The sequence below is a fragment of the Haemophilus influenzae genome, assembly GCF_019703545.1.
Taxonomy (GTDB): Bacteria; Pseudomonadota; Gammaproteobacteria; order Enterobacterales; family Pasteurellaceae; genus Haemophilus; species Haemophilus influenzae_E.
Genome location: NZ_AP018771.1, coordinates 920838 through 940483, shown reverse-complemented (window position 1 = coordinate 940483; position 19646 = coordinate 920838). Strand labels below are relative to the sequence as shown.

The following is a 19646-nucleotide window of genomic DNA, read 5'->3' as shown; positions in this document are numbered from 1 at the left end:
TTCCAATCAACGATCCATTATGAATAATCTCGAACTTGAACAACTCATTAATCAAAAACTTTCTTCTGATAAAATCAATGACTATGCGCCCAACGGCTTACAAGTCGAAGGTAAAACAGAAATCAAAAAAATCATTACTGGCGTAACGGCGAGTCAGGCTTTAATTGATTACGCAATCAGCAAAAACGCCGATGCGATTTTGGTTCATCACGGCTATTTTTGGAAAAGTGAAAACCCTTGTATTCGAGGAATGAAAGGCAAGCGAATTAAAGCGCTTTTAGTGAACGACATTAATTTATATGGCTATCATTTGCCATTAGATGTGCACCCAGAATTAGGTAACAATGCACAATTAGCCAAACTGCTCGACATTGAAAATTTACAACCATTAGAAAAAGGCGCTGTGAGTATTCCTGTTTGGGGCGAATTAAAAGAACCGATGACAGGTGAAAAATTTGCAGAAAAAATAGAAAAAGTGTTAAATCGAAAACCGTTAATTTGCATTGAAAACGGACCGCACTTAATCCGAAAAATTGGCATCTGCACCGGTGGCGGACAAGGTTATATTGATCTTGCTGCAGAACAAGGCTGTGACGCATTTATTACAGGTGAAGTGTCAGAACAAACAATCCATTCTGCCCGTGAGCAAGGATTGCATTTCTTCTCTGCAGGCCATCACGCAACAGAACGCTATGGCATCAAGGCATTAGGCGAATGGTTGGCGAAAGAATATGGCTTTGACGTAGAATTTAAAGATATAGATAATCCAGCATAAAACACAAAAGTGCGGTAAAAATATTTCTTTTTTAACCGCACTTTTATCTTCTGAAATTATCGTTTAAACATTCCGCCTAAACCGCCAAGACCGCCTAAGCCTCCGCCCATTAAGCCTTGCATTCCACGCATCATTTTAGCCATGCCACCTTTACGCATTTTCTTCATCATACGTTGCATTTCATCGAATTGTTTAAGTAATTTATTAACATCTTGCACTTGAGTGCCAGAGCCTAATGCAATACGACGACGGCGAGATCCTTTGATAATATCTGGGTTTGCACGTTCTTTTAAGGTCATGGAATTAATGATCGCTTCCATTTTGACAAACATTTTGTCATCTACTTGATTTTTAACGTGCTCAGGCAAATTTTTTGCACCCGGTAATTTCTCAAGCATAGACATCATGCCGCCCATTTTTTTCATTTCGATCAGCTGTTCGCGGAAATCATCTAAAGTAAAATCATCGCCTTTCTTGAATTTTTGCGCCATTTTTTCCGCTTTTTCACGATCAACAGAACGTTCAAGATCTTCGATAAGAGAAAGCACATCGCCCATGCCCAAAATACGGGAAGCAACACGATCAGGATGGAAAGGCTCAAGTGCCTCTGTTTTCTCGCCCACACCCAAGAATTTGATTGGTTTACCTGTGATTTGACGAATCGATAACGCCGCACCACCGCGCGCATCACCGTCCACTTTCGTCAAAATAACACCCGTAAGCGGTAATGCTTCATTAAAGGCTTTTGCCGTATTGGCTGCATCTTGACCAGTCATCGCATCAACAGTGAAAAGGGTTTCGATTGGATTTAACGCTGCATGGACTTGCTTGATTTCATCCATCATTTCTGTATCAACATGCAAGCGACCAGCTGTATCCACAATCAACACATCGTAGAATTTCAGTTTTGCATCAGCAAGTGCCGCTTTAGCAATATCAACTGGATTTTGTTTGACATCCGATGGGAAAAAATCCACGCCAACAGATTGAGCCAAGGTTTCAAGTTGCTTAATCGCAGCTGGGCGATATACATCGGCAGAAACCACTAACACTTTCTTTTTATGACGTTCACGCAAGAATTTTGCCAATTTACCCACGCTGGTGGTTTTACCCGCCCCTTGTAAACCTGCCATTAAGATAACTGCAGGTGGTTGGGTTGCAAGGTTTAAACTCTCATTCGCTTCGCCCATGGCTTTTTCAAGCTCACGCTGAACGATTTTTAAGAACTCTTGCCCTGGCGTTAAACTTTTATTGACTTCTTCCCCAAGCGCGCTTTCTTTTACTTTTGCGATAAATTCACGCACCACAGGTAAAGCAACATCTGCTTCAAGTAATGCCATACGCACTTCGCGTAAGGTTTCTTTAATATTATCTTCCGTTAAACGACCTTTTCCTGTGATATTACGTAAAGTTTTGGAAAGGCGATCCGATAAATTCTCAAACATGGCTAACAATCCTGTTTTCTTAAAAAATTGCGCTGATTATACCGAAATTTAGGCGTTTTTCATCATTTCAAATGAAAATGACTTTTTGAATAGGCGATTTCATAAAGAAAGCATAGGATATAAGGAAAAAGAATGATTATTGAGCCAATTTCGGGTATCATTCTGCCCATTCTTGGCTATTTGAGTAGCCATTTGATTTAATAAAATCAAATAACAAGTAAAAAGTGCGGTGAAAAATGACCGCACTTTTTGTTGATTCACAAACAAAAGGATTTTCTCTTGGATAGCATTCCCCTTAGTACTTTATTTATTATTCTCATTATCTGTTTAGTTTTATCAGCCTATTTTTCTGGTTCAGAAACTGGACTACTCTCCCTCAATAAATATCGTCTTCGTTTTCTATCTGAACAGGGCAATAAAGGCGCGAAAAAAGCGGAAAAACTGCTCGAAAAGCCAGATACCTTGTTAAGCTTTATTCTTATCTTTAATAATCTTGTGAATATCAGTGCATCGGCAATTGCAACAGTTATTGGTATGCGTTTATATGGCGATGTCGGCGTGGCAATTGCAACGGGTTTGCTCACTTTCGTGATGCTCGTATTTTCTGAAATCTTCCCTAAAACTGTGGCAGCGATGCACGCAGAAAAAGTCAGTTTTTTTTCAAGTCATATTTTAACTTCATTGCTTAAAATCTTTTATCCGCTCGTTTGGTTAATGAATATTTTTACTAAATCCTTGATGCAAATAGTAGGGTTAAAACTTGATATGCAAAAACAAGTGATTAGTAGTGAAGAACTGCGTAGCATTGTGTCAGAGGCGGGCGAAGCAACGCCAAATGAACAGCATCCGCAAATGTTACTGTCTATTTTGGATATGGAAACAGTCACTGTTGATGACATTATGGTTCCCCGCAACGAAATCGGCGGTATAAATATTGATGATGATTGGCGAGCCATTATGCGCCAGCTCAATCACGCCGCACACAATCGTGTTGTACTTTATAAAGGCAGCCTTGATGAACAAGTACTTGGCATTTTGCGCGTGCGTGAAGCATTCCGCTTACTGCTTGAAAAAAATGAATTTACCAAAGAAACCTTAATTCGTGCCGCAGATGAAGTGTATTTCATTCCTGAAAGCACGCCATTAAAAACGCAACTTGCAAATTTCCGTGCAAATAAAGAACGCATTGGCTTAGTTGTGGATGAATACGGCGATATTAAAGGTCTTGTAACTTTGGAAGATATTTTGGAAGAAATCGTTGGGGATTTTACCACTTCCACCGCCCCAAGCATTGACGAAGAAGTAATTCAACAGTCCGATGGTTCAATGATTATCGATGGCTCCGCTAATCTACGTGATCTCAACAAAATGTTTAACTGGGAATTAGATACAGAAGATGCTCGTACTTTTAATGGTTTAATCTTAGAACACTTAGAGGAAATACCCGACGAAGGCACAATTTGCGAAATTGATGGTTTGCTAATCACTATTCTTGAAGTGGGCGATAATATGATAAAACAAGCGAAAGTCGTCAAACTTTAATCATAAAAAAACTCCGCCAAATAGAACCGCACTTTTGACTTGGATCATAAGTGCGGTTCTTTTTTGCGCATTTTTTAGAAAAGATTTTTATAATTCTTTCTAGGTATATTTTGATAGAGAACAAGGATATGGAACACGAATATCAACGGGCGGTGACTCGCGTATGCGTACAAACAGCACTGCTCTTGTTACAACATGGGGCAGAAAGTACCGTAGTGGTGCAAATGGCGCAGCGTTTAGGCATAGCACTTGGTGTAGAAAGCGTGGAATGTGCGCTTACGGCAAATGCAGTTGTGCTGACGACCTTATCAGATAATCATTGCATTACTACCGCACGAAAAAATACAGATAAAGGCATTAATATGCAAATGGTTACTGATGTTCAACGCATTGTGATTGCAGTTGAGCATCATTTGTATGAGTTAGAGATCGCACAAAGAAAACTGGATCAATTAAAACCGCTTAAATATAACCGATGGTTGGTTGTATTCATGATTGGTTTATCTTGTGCGTCGTTCGCCCATTTATCTGGTGGCGATTGGATAATTTGCGGCATCACAATATTTATATTGAAATTACTCGATGATATGCTATTTGCTGCGATTCCAGCGGCGGGCTTTGCTTTAGTATTTAATGTGCCGCCCAAAGCCTTAAAATATTGTGCAATTTTAGCCGCACTTGGGCATGTTACACGCACATTATTACTGCATATTAATATGCCTATTGTATTTGCTACATTCTTTACCACTTGCATGATTGGATTTTTAGGCGCGCATCTTTCCCATCGTTATTTAGCCCATCCCAAAGCCTTCACCGTTGCCGCAATTATCCCCATGCTCCCCGGTGTTCATGCTTATAAAGCAATGATTTCAATGGTACAAATTCATCATTTTGGCTTTTCTGATGCTTTATTTGAACAGATGATTAGCTCCTTTATTAATACCAGTTTTATCCTAGGCGCAATAGTATTTGGATTAGCTTTACCAGGCTTATTGTTTTATCGACAAAAACCTGTGGTGTAACACTAAAAACAGTGCAACAAAAAAGCCGACATTTGTCGGCTTTCTACTATTCTTGTGATTTTTTCTTGAGGTATTCATAAAGCTCATCTTTAATCCGTAATTTTTCTTTTTTCAAATAAAGATTTCCATTTTGTAATCAATTCATTATTTAATGTTTGGCGCACTTGATTATTCACATAACGAATGTATTCCACAAAAGTTGATCCACTTCTTTACGATCAAAAGAGGATAGAATTAATTGATTAAGATTATTTTCTTGAGAAAACTTAAAATGTGAGGCAATTTGCTGAACAGTTTCATTTTCAACTTTAGCTCTCGCTTTCACAAAATCAGATTGATTTAAAAAAGCCATTAATTGAGCGGATGAAGTAAGAATTTTTGTAAATTCATGATACGCAGAATCTGTCGCCTTACGCTCAATTTTTACCATATCAACGGCATCAGCATCACCACTAACTAAATGGGGCGTGGATTCTAATACAAAGTGCGGTCAATTTTTCTTTATTTTTATACGTTGGCTTTTAAACTGGTTTATTTGAAGAAAGCACGCTAGAATAAGGTTGTTTTCATTTCAACGAAAAAAGTAAGGAAATTCTATGATCGATCCAAATTTACTCCGTAATAATTTAGCAGAAGTCGCAGAAAAATTAAAAGTAAAACGCAACTTTATGCTTGATACGGAAAAACTCACCGCGTTAGAAGATCAGCGCAAAAACTTACAAGTCACTACCGAAAACTTACAAGCGGAACGTAATGCTCGTTCCAAAGCCATTGGTGCTGCTAAAGCTCGTGGTGAAGATATCGCACCATTATTGGCAGAAATGGATGATATGGGTAATCAATTGACTGAAGCAAAAGCACAATTAGATGCGGTACTTGCAGAAATCAATCAAATTGCATTAAGTATTCCAAATCTACCCGCAGACGAAGTGCCATTAGGCAAAGATGACACAGAAAATAAAGAAATCTTACGTTGGGGTACACCGCGTACATTTGATTTTGAAGTGAAAGATCATATCACTTTGGGTGAAGAAGCAAATGGCTTAGATTTTGCTGCTGGGGCTAAATTAGCTGGTGCGCGTTTTGCCGTAATGAAAGGTCAAATCGCTAAAATGCACCGCGCATTGGCACAATTCATGTTAGATCTTCATACTGAACAACACGGCTATTTAGAAACCTATGTGCCTTATTTAGTAAATCACGCCACACTTTATGGAACAGGGCAATTACCAAAATTCGGGGAAGATTTATTCCATACTTTAGCCTTACAAGGCGAACAACCTTACGCATTAATTCCAACCGCAGAAGTGCCAGTCACTAATTTAGTGCGTGATGTAATTATTGATGAAGCAGAATTACCAATAAAAATGACCGCACATACGCCATGTTTCCGTTCTGAAGCAGGCTCTTACGGTCGTGATACTCGTGGTTTAATTCGTATGCACCAATTTGATAAAGTAGAAATGGTACAAATCGTTGATCCAGATAAATCTATGGAAGCACTCGAAGAATTAACAGGTCATGCGGAAAAAGTATTGCAATTATTAAATTTACCATACCGTAAAGTTTTACTTTGCACAGGCGATATGGGCTTTGGTTCTTGCAAAACTTACGATTTAGAAGTTTGGGTGCCTGCACAAAATACTTATCGAGAAATTTCTTCTTGCTCAAATATGTGGGATTTCCAAGCTCGCCGTATGCAAGCTCGCTGTAAAGCAAAAGGCGATAAGAAAACTCGCTTAGTGCACACATTAAATGGTTCAGGCTTAGCGGTTGGTCGTACTTTAGTAGCTGTGCTTGAAAACTATCAAAATGCCGATGGTTCAATCACCGTACCAGAAGTGCTACGTCCATATATGGGCGGATTAGACGTTATCGGCAAATAATCCTTCTAGAAGATAAAAAAGCGTGGATTTTAAAATTTCCACGCTTTTTTATTATCAAAGCCTTACAATAACTGTTTTAAATTTTTTGGTATTCAAGCCAATTAGGAACTTTATCCTATTATAAAATTATATCTATAACATAGAAAATTTATCTTTCAATTGACATCAATATCCAGAGCATTACTCTAAAAAACATATCAAAGTATCTAAATTGTTATAATATTAGTTCACTTTACGATTAAACAATAGTAAGAAGCAATTTTAATAAGTTAGATATTCCACGTATAAAACAGTATAATTCCATCAATAGTTCATAAACCAACAGGAGTATTTTATGAAATTATATGGTTTAATTGGTGCGTGTTCATTTGTTCCACATGTGGCATTAGAGTGGGTAAAAATACGTGAAAATGCTGATTATGAATTTGAACCTGTCACTCGTGAGTTAATTAAATCACCTGAATTTTTATCATTGAATCCACGCGGGACAGTACCTGTATTAGTTGATGGCGATTTAGTTCTTTCGCAAAACCAAGCGATTTTGCACTATTTAGATGAACTTTATCCTAATTCAAAATTATTTGGTAGCAAAACCGTACGTGATAAAGCCAAAGTAGCTCGCTGGTTAGCATTTTTTAATTCCGATGTGCATAAATCATTTGTGCCTCTGTTCCGTTTGCCAAACTATGCAAAAGATAACGAAACACTTGCACACACTATTCGCCAACAAGCAGTAGAGCAAATTTTAGATCAACTTGCAGTCGCAAATGAGCATTTAGAAAGTCACATTTATTTTGGAGAAGATATTTCCGTTGCAGATACCTATCTTTACATTATGCTCAATTGGTGTCGAGCAGTGGGTATAAATTTCAGCCACTTAACACAACTTTCGGCTTTTATACAACGTGTTGAGACTGATCAAGCTGTCGAAAATGTGAGAAAAATTGAAGAACTAAAAGTATAAAAAATAATGTTCTATATCTTTGATCTTCTACGAAAAGTTAGACTTATTTAGTTCAAGGACTGAGTTCTATCATTCACATAACTTAGTCCTTTTAGTATATCCTGAATGCGCTCATGGGTAATAATGAATATACCCCTAGAGCGTTTTTCCAGTTCTTCAAACGTCTCAAATCGTTCACCGTAATACATTTCGTTTTTAATCATCCAAAGATGCCTTTCATCTTTTTTAGAATGACATTCTTTGCTTCCAGCTCCAAAATCCAATATTTCAAACGTTCATCTTCAGTGGTTCGGTTTAGATGGCAATTTTAAGATATTTCGGTTCCATGCTTAGGAAACCTCCATGTTTGGGTATCAAGCCATTTATACTTTTTTTTCAAAGACTTGTAACCATCGGATAATAACAGCTGAATCAGCAATACCAAAGTATAAACAGGAAGTTTCTACAAAAATTGCCCATTTTTAACCGTTTGTATCACGTTAAGTTTAAATTTAAGTGAGTAATTTCGCTTCTTACCCAACACAGCTAACCCATTGATTCTACTATGATTAAACTGGTTAATCCAATATCGCAATGTTCTACTGTCAAGTTGAAAATGTTTACGGATGAGTGAATAATTTTTACCATTTTGAATATAAAATTCGATGACTTGTTGTTTGAAAAGAGTGTTGTATTTGGCTATAAAAAATCTGCATCTTACAATTAATTTATATAAGTAAAAATATCTTGCTTTTATCATCGTTAAACTTAGAATAAATATAAATAATTATCATTAAGATTTAAGGGTATATATGAATATTTTAATTAATAAACGTATCTTTTTATTAGTTACCCTTGTAGGTATTCAACTAAATGTAACCGCAAAACAAAATTCTTCTAATTCTAATAGAGAGGAGTTATTACCTATTATTGTGAACACTAATGATGATAGTAATAAACTACCTGGTCGTTCAGTATTAAAACAGAAAAATATCGAACAACAACAAGCTGATAATGCAGCAAATTTAATTAATATCTTGCCAGGTGTGAATATGGCTGGCGGGTTTCGCCCTGGTGGGCAAACATTAAATATTAATGGAATGGGCGATGCTGAAGATGTTAGAGTGCAGTTAGATGGGGCTACAAAAAGTTTTGAAAAATACCAACAGGGTTCTATTTTTATTGAGCCTGAATTATTAAGAAGAGTAACAGTAGACAAAGGAAATTATTCTCCTCAATATGGTAATGGTGGTTTTGCTGGAACAGTAAAATTTGAAACCAAAGATGCTAGGGATTTCTTGCAAGAAAACCAGAAAATAGGTGGTTTTTTAAAGTATGGAAATAATAGCAATAATAACCAAAAAACTTATAGTACTGCACTAGTTTTACAAAATGAACAAAAAAATATTGATTTATTATTATTTGGTTCTGTAAGAAATGCTGGCGATTATAAAAGACCCGATAATAGCAAAATTCTTTTTTCAAAAAATAATCAAAAAACTGGATTAATAAAAGTAAATTGGCAAATTACTCCTGAACATTTATTAACTTTATCCAGTGTTTATGGCATTCATAAAGGGTGGGAACCTTGGGCAGCAAAAAGAGATGTGACATCGAGACCAACAGAAAAAGAAATAAAAGACTATGGGATTGATGTTGCGTGGAAACGTAAACTTGTTTATCGAGATCAAAAGGATAAAAATTACACTTTAAAATACCACTACCTACCTGAAAATAACCCATGGATTAACTTATCTACTCAATTCAGCTATAGTAAAACCACACAAAATGATACTCGCCATGAAAAAGCCTCTTCTGTATTTTCGGCTACACTCGGTAATCAAAGCTGGATAACTTATTCAGATCTTACTTTTGATATAAATAACACAAGTACTTTTAATATCAAAACTTCTGAGCATGAACTATTGTATGGTTTACAATGGTTAAAAAACACAAGAAATACTTTAATATACGATAAAGGTAAAGTGAAAAAGGACTATAATTATGGCTATTTTCAGCCTTATTATATGCCATCTGGACGTCAATATACACAGGCGTTTTATTTACAAGATCAAATAAAATGGAAAAATATAATTTTTAGCACAGGAGTGCGTTATGACCATATCAATAATATAGGACAGAAAAATTTTGCACCACGATATAATGATATATCTTTGGGGCATAATTATAGTCAGAAAAATTATAATGGTTGGTCTTATTATTTAGGTTTAAATTATAATGTAAACCATTATTTAAGTTTATTTACGAATTTTAGTAGAACTTGGCGTGCACCTGTTATTGATGAACAGTATGAGACACAGTTTCTAAATAAGACACAAGATCGTCGAGTTTATGTATCTGCGACTTCTTTGAATTTAGAAAAAGAAATGATTAATCAGACCAGAGGAGGAGGGATTGTTACGCTTAATAATTTATTTCAAGAGGATGATACCTTTCAATTTAGAGTTACTTATTTTTACCACCGTGGTAAAAATGAAATATTTAAAACCAGAGGAGTTAATTGTGCAGGCAATGCTACAGATACCGATAATAATGTTTGTCCTAAAAAAATCATTGGAAATTATCGTAATTTGCCAGGTTATGTTATTCAAGGCGCAGAGTTAGAAGCTTATTATCAATCCACTTATTTATTTGGTGAGCTAACATATTCTTATGTAAAAGGAAAACGTGACACCTCACCAAGAAACCCATGGGGTAAAACCTCAACATGGATTGCAGAAATTCCCCCTAGAAAGGCAACTGCTACTTTAGGTTTTAATATTCCCAAATATAATTTTACAGCTGGCTGGCGTGCTGAGTTTGTAAGAAGACAAGATCGATCGCCATTATCTGGTGATCCTAAAGCAGGATATTGGTCATTGCCAGCTTCAAGAGGATACAGCCTACATAACCTATTCCTTTCTTGGAGCCCTGCAAAAATTAAAGGTATGAATATTAAGATTACGGTGGATAATTTATTTAACCGAGCATATAACCCTTATCTAGGCGAATTGGCTTCTGGAACAGGTAGGAATATCAAATTTAGCCTATCTCAGAAATTTTAGAATAAATAGCCCGATTGAATCTAATCGGGCTTTATCATAACTATAATTTCCTATACTAATTTTAGTATTCTTTAAAGAGCAAATTTAAATAATAAATCCAAATAAGTACGACATTTTAAATTATAGATAAATATCAAAATTATGTTTTATCTTTACCCTATTACTTTCCATAATAGAAACTAAACTTACCTAAAAATTTAAATATAATTTAAAATCTAGCATCTAGCTTAACAACAAAGTCAATACACATTTCTCCTAGTTTTCCTTTCTTTCCGATTAATATACCCCAAACTATATACCCTGTTGTTCTCACTAACTTTTCTACTATAGGAATATCATTAGCATAAGCTATGAAGAAGAAAGTTAAAACAGAGGCATTATGTAATATAAGTTATTTATATAATTTAACATAACTTTCCATATAACAACAACGCATCTTTATAACATAATTGCAATGTATTCTGTTTTAAATTTATAGCAATTACCTAAATAGTAAAGAGTACGAATAAAGTACATATAGGCTATTAATTACTTTAAAAAAATTAAAATATATTTGTAGATTTATGGACAATTACATTTATCCTTTAAAAGATGGTTAATCTAGAGAAATTTTTTACAGCAATACAACAAGTTTACAAGGAATTCAAATATTTTTAATTTTTAGAAAAAAACAAAAACCCTAGCTTTTCAACTAGGGTTCTGTTTTTATGTGATTTAGATTTGTATCTGATAACCTGGCGGTGCCCTACTCTCACATGGGGAAACCCCACACTACCATCGGCATTACAGCGTTTCACTTCTGAGTTCGGTATGGTCTCAGGTGGGTCCACCGCACTATCGCCGCCAGGATAATTCTTTGATAACTCGTCTTCTCTTTTATCTCTCGTCTCTTTTATCTCTCGTTACTCAGTCTTTCCTCTACCTTTCACTCGTTCTTATTGGTCACAAGCTGAACTCAATTTTCTTTCTATTAAGTCTTCTATACTTACTTTTCTTTGTTTAGTCTTTTACTTCGGTTTCCGCTCTACTTTTATTTGCTTCGCTTTTCATCTCTTACTTCACTTAGCTCCCAAAAACACTTGAGCGTTGTATAGTTAAGCCTCTCGGGCAATTAGTATCTGTTAGCTCAATGTATCACTACACTTACACACCAGACCTATCTACGTCGTAGTCTACAACAACCCTTACTGACTTAAAGTCAGGGATGACTCATCTCTTGGCAAGTTTCGTGCTTAGATGCTTTCAGCACTTATCTCTTCCGCATTTAGCTACCCAGCAATGCCTCTGGCGAGACAACTGGAACACCAGTGATGCGTCCACTCCGGTCCTCTCGTACTAGGAGCAGCCCCAATCAATCATCCTACGCCCACGGCAGATAGGGACCGAACTGTCTCACGACGTTCTAAACCCAGCTCGCGTACCACTTTAAATGGCGAACAGCCATACCCTTGGGACCTACTTCAGCCCCAGGATGTGATGAGCCGACATCGAGGTGCCAAACACCGCCGTCGATATGAACTCTTGGGCGGTATCAGCCTGTTATCCCCGGAGTACCTTTTATCCGTTGAGCGATGGCCCTTCCATTCAGAACCACCGGATCACTATGACCTACTTTCGTACCTGCTCGACTTGTCTGTCTCGCAGTTAAGCTTGCTTATACCATTGCACTAACCTCACGATGTCCGACCGTGATTAGCAAACCTTCGTGCTCCTCCGTTACGCTTTGGGAGGAGACCGCCCCAGTCAAACTACCCACCAGACACTGTCCGAGACCACGTTTCGTCATCTTCGTTAGAACATCAAACGTTAAAGGGTGGTATTTCAAGGTCGCCTCCACAATGACTGGCGTCACTGCTTCAAAGGCTCCCACCTATCCTACACATCAAAATTCAATGTTCAGTGTCAAGCTATAGTAAAGGTTCACGGGGTCTTTCCGTCTAGCCGCGGGTACACCGCATCTTCACGGCGATTTCAATTTCACTGAGTCTCGGGTGGAGACAGCCTGGCCATCATTATGCCATTCGTGCAGGTCGGAACTTACCCGACAAGGAATTTCGCTACCTTAGGACCGTTATAGTTACGGCCGCCGTTTACTGGGGCTTCGATCAGGTGCTTCTCTTGCGATTACACCATCAATTAACCTTCCAGCACCGGGCAGGCATCACACCCTATACCTCCACTTTCGTGTTTGCAGAGTGCTGTGTTTTTAATAAACAGTTGCAGCCAGCTGGTATCTTCGACCGGTTCAACCTTCAGGGGCTAGCCCTTACAATCTACGCCGGCGCACCTTCTCCCGAAGTTACGGTGCTATTTTGCCTAGTTCCTTCACCCGAGTTCTCTCAAGCGCCTGAGTATTCTCTACCTGACCACCTGTGTCGGTTTTCAGTACGGTTTAGTAAAGCCTTTCGCTTAGTGGCTTTTCCTGGAAGTGTGGTATCAGTTACTTCAGCTCCGTAGAGCCTCGTCATCATCTCTCTGTGTTAAGGAAGTCCGGATTTGCCTAAACTTCCCACCTACCAACTTAAACGCACATATCCAACAGTGCGATAACCTAACCTACTCCGTCCCCACATCGCAGCTTTACCAAGTACAGGAATATTAACCTGTTTCCCATCGACTACGCTTTTCAGCCTCGCCTTAGGAGCCGACTCACCCTGCCCCGATTAACGTTGGACAGGAACCCTTGGTCTTCCGGCGAACGGGTTTTTCACCCGTTTTATCGTTACTTATGTCAGCATTCGCACTTGTGATACGTCCAGCCCACCTCTCGATGAACCTTCTTCCGCTTACACAACGCTCCCCTACCCAACAGGCGTATCACTAATAATCCTCACTCTAAGATGCCCGACTCAACGTTCGGGTTGCTTGAACAACCTTTCATGTCGCTTCGCACCATTCTAGCTTGTTAATCGTAAGGCGTATTAGTGATACGCCTGATGCCGCAGCTTCGGTGCTATATTTCAGCCCCGTTACATCTTCCGCGCAGGCCGACTCGACTAGTGAGCTATTACGCTTTCTTTAAATGATGGCTGCTTCTAAGCCAACATCCTAGCTGTCTAAGCCTTCCCACTTCGTTTCCCACTTAATATAGACTTGGGGACCTTAGCTGGCGGTCTGGGTTGTTTCCCTCTCCACGACGGACGTTAGCACCCGCCGTGTGTCTCCTGAGTATCACTCTTTGGTATTCGTAGTTTGCATCGGGTTGGTAAGCCGGGATGGCCCCCTAGCCGAAACAGTGCTCTACCCCCAAAGGTGTCACCTCAAGGCTCTACCTAAATAGATTTCGGGGAGAACCAGCTATCTCCCGGTTTGATTGGCCTTTCACCCCCAGCCACAAGTCATCCGCTAATTTTTCAACATTAGTCGGTTCGGTCCTCCAGTTAGTGTTACCCAACCTTCAACCTGCCCATGGCTAGATCACCGGGTTTCGGGTCTATACCTTGCAACTACTCGCCCAGTTAAGACTCGGTTTCCCTTCGGCTCCCCTATTCAGTTAACCTCGCTACAAAATATAAGTCGCTGACCCATTATACAAAAGGTACGCAGTCACCCCATCACTTAATCCCACTGCTTATTTTGGGTGGTTTGACTCGCTTCGCTCCTCTTACCATTGTTTAAGTGCGGTTGCTTTTCATCACCTTCCAATCGGATTAAGTGATGGGGCTCCCACTGCTTGTACGTACAAGGTTTCAGGTTCTATTTCACTCCCCTCACCGGGGTTCTTTTCGCCTTTCCTTCACAGTACTGGTTCACTATCGGTCAATCAGGAGTATTTAGCCTTGGAGGATGGTCCCCCCTTCTTCAAACAGGATATCACGTGTCCCGCCCTACTTCTCGTTAGCTTAGTACCACAATATGGTTTTTAGATACGGGATTATCACCCTCTTTGATTGTGCTTCCCAACACATTCTCCTAACTATACTGCTATCACTTACTGGCTCTTTCGCTTTCGCTCGCCGCTACTGACGAAATCTCGGTTGATTTCTTTTCCTCGGGGTACTTAGATGTTTCAGTTCTCCCGGTTTGCCTCAACAAGCTATGAATTCACTTGTTGATAGTAGATTCTTCATCTACTGGGTTTCCCCATTCGGATATCTTGGATTAAACGCCTCTTATCGACTCATCCAAGCTTTTCGCAGATTAGCACGTCCTTCTTCGCCTCTGATTGCCAAGGCATCCACCTTGTACGCTTAGTCACTTAACTATACAACCTCAAATGTTTTCTATCACTTTAAGTTTTCACTTCAAAGTGCGGTCAATTTGATGCGTATTTTCATTCAACTAAACACTTGATTGCTTTTGTTCAATCAAGATTTTATGCAAAACAGGTTTTGTTTTTAGAGTTTCCTTCTCCGTTCCCTCTTTTCACTTTCCCGTCTTGCCTACTCAGACTTTCTCTCGAAAATCTCTTGTTTTCAGCTTGTTTCCAATTTTTTAAAGAACAGTAAGATAATCTAATAAAGTTATCTTTAATTGGCGTCCCCACGGGGATTCGAACCCCGGTTACCGCCGTGAAAGGGCGATGTCCTAGGCCTCTAGACGATGGGGACATCAATTAAAGATACTCTATTTTCTTTTTATCTTTTAACGTTTATTTTTCAACGTTGCTTTCGCTTCGTTTTTAATCTTGTCTACAACTATCAGCCAATCTGTGTGAGCACTCGCTGTCTCTCGTCTTCAGTAAGGAGGTGATCCAACCGCAGGTTCCCCTACGGTTACCTTGTTACGACTTCACCCCAGTCATGAATCATACCGTGGTAAACGCCCTCCAAAAGGTTAAGCTATCTACTTCTGGTACAACCCACTCCCATGGTGTGACGGGCGGTGTGTACAAGGCCCGGGAACGTATTCACCGCGACATTCTGATTCGCGATTACTAGCGATTCCGACTTCATGGAGTCGAGTTGCAGACTCCAATCCGGACTTAGACGTACTTTATGAGATTCGCTCCACCTCGCAGCTTCGCTTCCCTCTGTATACGCCATTGTAGCACGTGTGTAGCCCTACTCGTAAGGGCCATGATGACTTGACGTCATCCCCACCTTCCTCCAGTTTATCACTGGCAGTCTCCTTTGAGTTCCCGACCAAGTCGCTGGCAACAAAGGATAAGGGTTGCGCTCGTTGCGGGACTTAACCCAACATTTCACAACACGAGCTGACGACAGCCATGCAGCACCTGTCTCTAAGTTCCCGAAGGCACAAGCTCATCTCTGAGCTCTTCTTAGGATGTCAAGAGTAGGTAAGGTTCTTCGCGTTGCATCGAATTAAACCACATGCTCCACCGCTTGTGCGGGCCCCCGTCAATTCATTTGAGTTTTAACCTTGCGGCCGTACTCCCCAGGCGGTCGATTTATCACGTTAGCTACGGGCGCCAGAGTTAAACCCCAACCCCCAAATCGACAGCGTTTACAGCGTGGACTACCAGGGTATCTAATCCTGTTTGCTCCCCACGCTTTCGCACATGAGCGTCAGTACATTCCCAAGGGGCTGCCTTCGCCTTCGGTATTCCTCCACATCTCTACGCATTTCACCGCTACACGTGGAATTCTACCCCTCCCTAAAGTACTCTAGTTACCCAGTCTGAAATGCAATTCCCAGGTTAAGCCCGGGGCTTTCACACCTCACTTAAATAACCGCCTGCGTGCCCTTTACGCCCAGTTATTCCGATTAACGCTCGCACCCTCCGTATTACCGCGGCTGCTGGCACGGAGTTAGCCGGTGCTTCTTCTGTATTTAACGTCAATTTGATGTGCTATTAACACATCAACCTTCCTCAATACCGAAAGAACTTTACAACCCTAAGGCCTTCTTCATTCACGCGGCATGGCTGCGTCAGGGTTCCCCCCATTGCGCAATATTCCCCACTGCTGCCTCCCGTAGGAGTCTGGACCGTGTCTCAGTTCCAGTGTGGCTGGTCATCCTCTCAGACCAGCTAGAGATCGCAGGCTTGGTAGGCATTTACCCCACCAACTACCTAATCCCACTTGGGCTCATCCTATGGCATGCGGCCTCTCAGTCCCGCACTTTCATCTTCCGATAATACGCGGTATTAGCGACAGTTTCCCGTCGTTATCCCCCTCCATAAGCCAGATTCCCAAGCATTACTCACCCGTCCGCCACTCGTCAGCAAGAAAGCAAGCTTTCTCCTGCTACCGTTCGACTTGCATGTGTTAAGCCTGCCGCCAGCGTTCAATCTGAGCCATGATCAAACTCTTCAATTCAAGTTCAATCGCTCAATAAACTGCTTAGCTATAAATAAAAACACTACTTAAAAAAGTAATGATGAATTTTCAGTTAAGCACCTATTAAGACTTCAAAATTAAAAAATAGTTTTAAAACAAGTCAATCAACAAGTGCCCACACAGATTGTCTGATATATTGTTAAAGAGCAAAATAAAGTGGTCGGCGAGATAGGATTTGAACCTACGACCCACTGGTCCCAAACCAGTTGCGCTACCAAGCTGCGCTACTCGCCGTCAGATCTTATAAAGATAAGATGGGGTGGCTAATGGGATTCGAACCCACGACAACTGGAATCACAATCCAGGGCTCTACCAACTGAGCTATAGCCACCATTAAAAGTTGTTATTGCACTGACCTGGCGCGCTCGACAAGATTCGAACTTGCGACCTTTGGCTCCGGAGGCCAACGCTCTATCCAACTGAGCTACGAACGCGTTACTGCGTCGTTGCGGTGGCGTATATTAATGATTTAATAAAATCTTGTCTAGCACTTTTTGAAAAAAAATGTTTGAGCGATAGTTTTTTATTCAGTTTGTTTAAAATTCACTATTTTTTCGACTATTTTTACAACTTGGCAAATTATTATATATGTTGAATCATCCAACAATTATGAATTTGTTTATTACGTTCAAAATCTAGAGGCAATGTTTTATGCGAAATTTCTACCGCACTTAAACCTAATTCTTCCAACGCAACTAAATTCATTTTGAATCCACGTTTATTATTCGAGAAAACAATTGTGCCATTATTCGACAAAACTCGTTTTAGATTGCTCATTAATTTCACATGATCTCGTTGAACATCCCAACTCTCTTCCATACGTTTAGAATTTGAAAACGTCGGTGGATCCACAAATATCAAATCAAATTGACGATCACATTTTTCTAACCATTGAAGGCAATCTGCTTGAATTAATTTATGTTGTTTACCTTTAATATCATTCAAAATAAGATTTTGTTCCGCCCAATTAAGATAAGTATTTGACATATCTACGGTGGTTGTCGATTTAGCGCCACCAAGTGCTGCATGAACAGTTGCAGAACCTGTATAAGCAAATAAGTTCAAGAAATCTTTACCCTTTGCCAACTCACCAATCATTTTTCTTGTTAAACGGTGATCTAAGAATAATCCAGTGTCTAAATAATCTGTCAAATTTACCCAAAGTTGCGCGCCATATTCATTCACATAAAAGTATTCGCCTTTATTGGCTAACTTCTCATATTGATTTGTACCTTTTTGTTTCTGACGAACTTTGAGGATCAACTTATTTGTTTCCACACCTGTCACTTGCAAAGTTGCAGTAACGGCATCTAACAAACGCTGACGCGCTTTATTTTCATCAATATTTTTCGGCGCTGCATATTCTTGTACAACTATGTAATCTGCATAACGATCAACAGCTAAATTATATTCTGGCAAATCAGCATCATATAAACGATAAGCATCTAATCCTTGTTGCTTTGCCCATTTGCTAATTTTCTTAATATTTTTTTGTAATCGATTAGCAAAATCGGGGGCGACCTCCGAAGTGCGGTTAAATTCTAATTCCTTTTCATCTGTAATTGCGTCAGATTTTCGTTCTGAAACTTGATAATTCTTTTGCACACAATCTAGTGGGCCATTTTTTGCTTTAAACTGTCGGCTGGCACGCATTCTCAAACAATCAAGCAATGTGGATTCGCTACTAAAAACAGAAACATTCCAACCGCAAAATTCTTTTTTAAGTCGTTGCCCAAATACAGAATAGAGCGCGATTAAAGCTGGTGTTGTTCCTAAACGTTCGCCATAAGGTGGATTACAGATAACCGTGCCAACTTCATTTAAACGAGGATTTTTTAACGCTGCCACATCAGCTTGCTGCCATTTAATTAAATGTGAAACACCTGCATTTTGTGCATTTTTCTGCGCCTTTTTTAATACGCGGTGATCGAGGTCAAATCCATAAAAGTGCGGTTGAATTTCACGTTGTTTTTCTTCTGCTAATTCAATTGCTTCATTTTTTACTTTTTCCCAAGCCGATTGATTATGCGCTTTCCAAAAATCAAATCCCCAATGTAAACGATAAAGTTGCGGTGCAATTTTAGCTTCTATTTGTGCTGCTTCAATTAAAAGCGTACCTGAACCACACATTGGATCTACTAATGGAGAACCCACTTGCCAACCTGAACGCATAACAATTGCCGCCGCGAGAGTTTCACGTAAAGGCGCTTGACCTGCATCTTCACGATAGCCTCGCAAATGTAATGCTTCCCCACTTAAATCTAAAGAAATTACTAAATTTTCACGATTCAAATAAGCATGGATACGTACGTCTGGCTGAATTTTATCTACATCAGGGCGAGTTTTACCTTGACGTTCAAAGTAATCGACAATTCCATCTTTAACGCGCATCGCACCAAATTGAGTATGACGAATTTCTTGGTTGGTTCCATTAAAATCGACAAAGAATGTAACTCGTTCATCAAATTGCGCTAACCAATTAAAGCCTGAAACAGCCGCATAAAGATCCAAATCACTGTAAATTTTGGTTTCAATCAAAGGAAATAAAATGCGTGAAGCAAGGCGTGACCAAAGCAAAGTGCGGTATAAAGTTTCGTCATCAGCTTGATAATGAACGCCACCTTGAACCACTTTTGCCTCTTGCGCGCCAAGTTCAGTGAGTTCAACTTTTAATAATTCTTCAAAGCCACGAGAAGTCGTTGCAAATAATTGTTTCATTTAGGTAC

Annotated in this window: 9 protein-coding genes, 4 tRNA genes, 3 rRNA genes and 1 pseudogene; 6 read left to right on the top strand and 11 right to left on the bottom strand. The window is 39.5% G+C overall.

Features of this window, described 5'->3' with window-relative positions; translation table 11 throughout:
- Nucleotides 1-19: 19 nt before the first annotated feature.
- Nucleotides 20-775 (top strand): Nif3-like dinuclear metal center hexameric protein, encoded by a 756-nt coding sequence (locus K6J66_RS04655; protein WP_038439574.1) that lies wholly within the window; start codon nucleotides 20-22, stop codon nucleotides 773-775.
- A gap of 56 nt (nucleotides 776-831) precedes the next feature.
- Here K6J66_RS04655 and ffh read toward each other — a convergent pair whose 3' ends face one another.
- Nucleotides 832-2220, bottom strand: a complete 1389-nt coding sequence (gene ffh, locus K6J66_RS04650; protein ID WP_038439573.1) for a signal recognition particle protein — start codon at nucleotides 2218-2220, stop codon at nucleotides 832-834.
- 279 nt (nucleotides 2221-2499) lie between these two features.
- Here ffh and K6J66_RS04645 point away from each other — a divergent pair, with 279 nt between their 5' ends.
- Nucleotides 2500-3762, top strand: coding sequence for an HlyC/CorC family transporter (locus K6J66_RS04645; protein WP_038439572.1), 1263 nt, complete (start codon nucleotides 2500-2502; stop codon nucleotides 3760-3762).
- A gap of 128 nt (nucleotides 3763-3890) precedes the next feature.
- A complete protein-coding gene (locus K6J66_RS09720; RefSeq protein WP_080281359.1) occupies nucleotides 3891-4784 on the top strand; it encodes a threonine/serine exporter family protein in 894 nt (297 codons plus the stop codon).
- Nucleotides 4785-4956: 172 nt separating this feature from the next.
- On the opposite strand, the gene K6J66_RS04635 is transcribed toward K6J66_RS09720, so the two are convergent.
- Nucleotides 4957-5214 carry a hypothetical protein gene (locus K6J66_RS04635; RefSeq protein ID WP_038439571.1) on the bottom strand — a complete coding sequence of 86 codons (258 nt, stop codon included), beginning with the start codon at nucleotides 5212-5214 and terminating at the stop codon, nucleotides 4957-4959.
- 166 nt (nucleotides 5215-5380) lie between these two features.
- Between K6J66_RS04635 and serS the strand changes: the two genes are divergently transcribed.
- Both serS and K6J66_RS04625 read left to right on the top strand, forming a co-directional pair.
- Nucleotides 5381-6670, top strand: coding sequence for a serine--tRNA ligase (gene serS, locus K6J66_RS04630; RefSeq protein ID WP_038439570.1), 1290 nt, complete (start codon nucleotides 5381-5383; stop codon nucleotides 6668-6670).
- Between the two features lie 334 nt (nucleotides 6671-7004).
- A complete protein-coding gene (locus K6J66_RS04625; RefSeq protein ID WP_014550590.1) occupies nucleotides 7005-7634 on the top strand; it encodes a glutathione S-transferase family protein in 630 nt (209 codons plus the stop codon).
- 217 nt (nucleotides 7635-7851) lie between these two features.
- On the opposite strand, the pseudogene K6J66_RS09610 reads toward K6J66_RS04625, so the two are convergent.
- Nucleotides 7852-8316: pseudogene (locus K6J66_RS09610) on the bottom strand (helix-turn-helix domain-containing protein); the annotation flags it as partial.
- A 109-nt stretch (nucleotides 8317-8425) separates the two neighbouring features.
- Here K6J66_RS09610 and K6J66_RS04615 point away from each other — a divergent pair.
- The gene (locus tag K6J66_RS04615) at nucleotides 8426-10678 is read left to right on the top strand and encodes a TonB-dependent hemoglobin/transferrin/lactoferrin family receptor (protein ID WP_038439568.1); all 2253 of its coding nucleotides are present in this window, start codon (nucleotides 8426-8428) and stop codon (nucleotides 10676-10678) included.
- A 732-nt stretch (nucleotides 10679-11410) separates the two neighbouring features.
- Here the strand turns inward: K6J66_RS04615 and rrf are convergent.
- From rrf to rlmKL, 8 genes are all read right to left on the bottom strand, one after another.
- Nucleotides 11411-11526 (bottom strand): 5S ribosomal RNA (gene rrf, locus K6J66_RS04610).
- 242 nt (nucleotides 11527-11768) lie between these two features.
- Nucleotides 11769-14882: ribosomal RNA gene (locus K6J66_RS04605) — 23S ribosomal RNA — on the bottom strand.
- Between the two features lie 270 nt (nucleotides 14883-15152).
- A tRNA-Glu gene (locus K6J66_RS04600) sits at nucleotides 15153-15228 on the bottom strand.
- A 131-nt stretch (nucleotides 15229-15359) separates the two neighbouring features.
- A 16S ribosomal RNA gene (locus tag K6J66_RS04595) occupies nucleotides 15360-16899 on the bottom strand.
- Together the 16S, 23S and 5S rRNA genes with 4 tRNA genes alongside form the textbook arrangement of a ribosomal RNA operon.
- Before the next feature lie 178 nt (nucleotides 16900-17077).
- A tRNA-Pro gene (locus tag K6J66_RS04590) sits at nucleotides 17078-17154 on the bottom strand.
- A gap of 21 nt (nucleotides 17155-17175) precedes the next feature.
- A tRNA-His gene (locus tag K6J66_RS04585) sits at nucleotides 17176-17251 on the bottom strand.
- A gap of 26 nt (nucleotides 17252-17277) precedes the next feature.
- A tRNA-Arg gene (locus tag K6J66_RS04580) sits at nucleotides 17278-17354 on the bottom strand.
- 148 nt (nucleotides 17355-17502) lie between these two features.
- Nucleotides 17503-19638: a bifunctional 23S rRNA (guanine(2069)-N(7))-methyltransferase RlmK/23S rRNA (guanine(2445)-N(2))-methyltransferase RlmL gene (rlmKL, locus tag K6J66_RS04575; protein ID WP_038439021.1), complete on the bottom strand. Its 2136-nt coding sequence runs from the start codon at nucleotides 19636-19638 to the stop codon at nucleotides 17503-17505.
- Between the last annotated feature and the right edge of the window lie 8 nt (nucleotides 19639-19646).